Origin of the sequence: Mesorhizobium sp. M7A.F.Ca.US.010.02.1.1 (genome assembly GCF_004023085.1) — a bacterium.
Taxonomy (GTDB): Bacteria; Pseudomonadota; Alphaproteobacteria; order Rhizobiales; family Rhizobiaceae; genus Mesorhizobium.
The window spans coordinates 1-531 of sequence record NZ_RZRV01000124.1 but is presented as its reverse complement, the minus strand read 5'-3'; the positions used below and the strand labels follow the sequence as shown (position 1 = coordinate 531).

The following is a 531-nucleotide window of genomic DNA, read 5'->3' as shown; positions in this document are numbered from 1 at the left end:
CGGCCACCAGCGCCTTGCGCGCAGCGGCGCCATCGGCGCGACGCAGCGCCGCGAGCATTTCGTCGTGATGGTCCAGGCCCAGGCCGTAGGTCACGTCCGAGCGGACGATGTTCAAGAACGGTCCTGCCTGCAGCCACAATTTCTCGATGATCTGCTGAATGAGAGGTGACCGCGCGGCATGGTACATCGTGAAATGGAACCGCCTGTTCAGGCCGAGATAGTTAGCCATGACGTTGCTCTCGACGCACTCGCGCATCAGGCTGTTCAGCTTCGCCAATTCATCGAGCTCTTCGGGCGTGATGGTCGTCGCAGCCCATTCGGCCGCCGTCCCTTCGACGCTGCAGCGCACACGCACGAGATCCGAAATACGCGCCACCGTGGCCTCGGGGACGATGACGCCCCGGTTTGGGTGGTCGAACATCGCCTCGTCGCTGACGAGTTGCCGCAAGGCCTCGCGCACCGGCATGGCGCTGGTCCGGTACTGTTCGGCAAGCTGTCGCACGACCAGTCTTTGGCCGGGCAGGAAGTCAC

1 protein-coding gene is annotated in these 531 nt (G+C 64.0%); it reads right to left on the bottom strand.

The features are described from left to right. On the bottom strand, positions 1 to 466 hold a 466-nt coding region (locus tag EOA19_RS35040; RefSeq protein WP_245486471.1), incomplete at its 3' end, for a GntR family transcriptional regulator. Positions 467 to 531 lie beyond the last annotated feature (65 nt).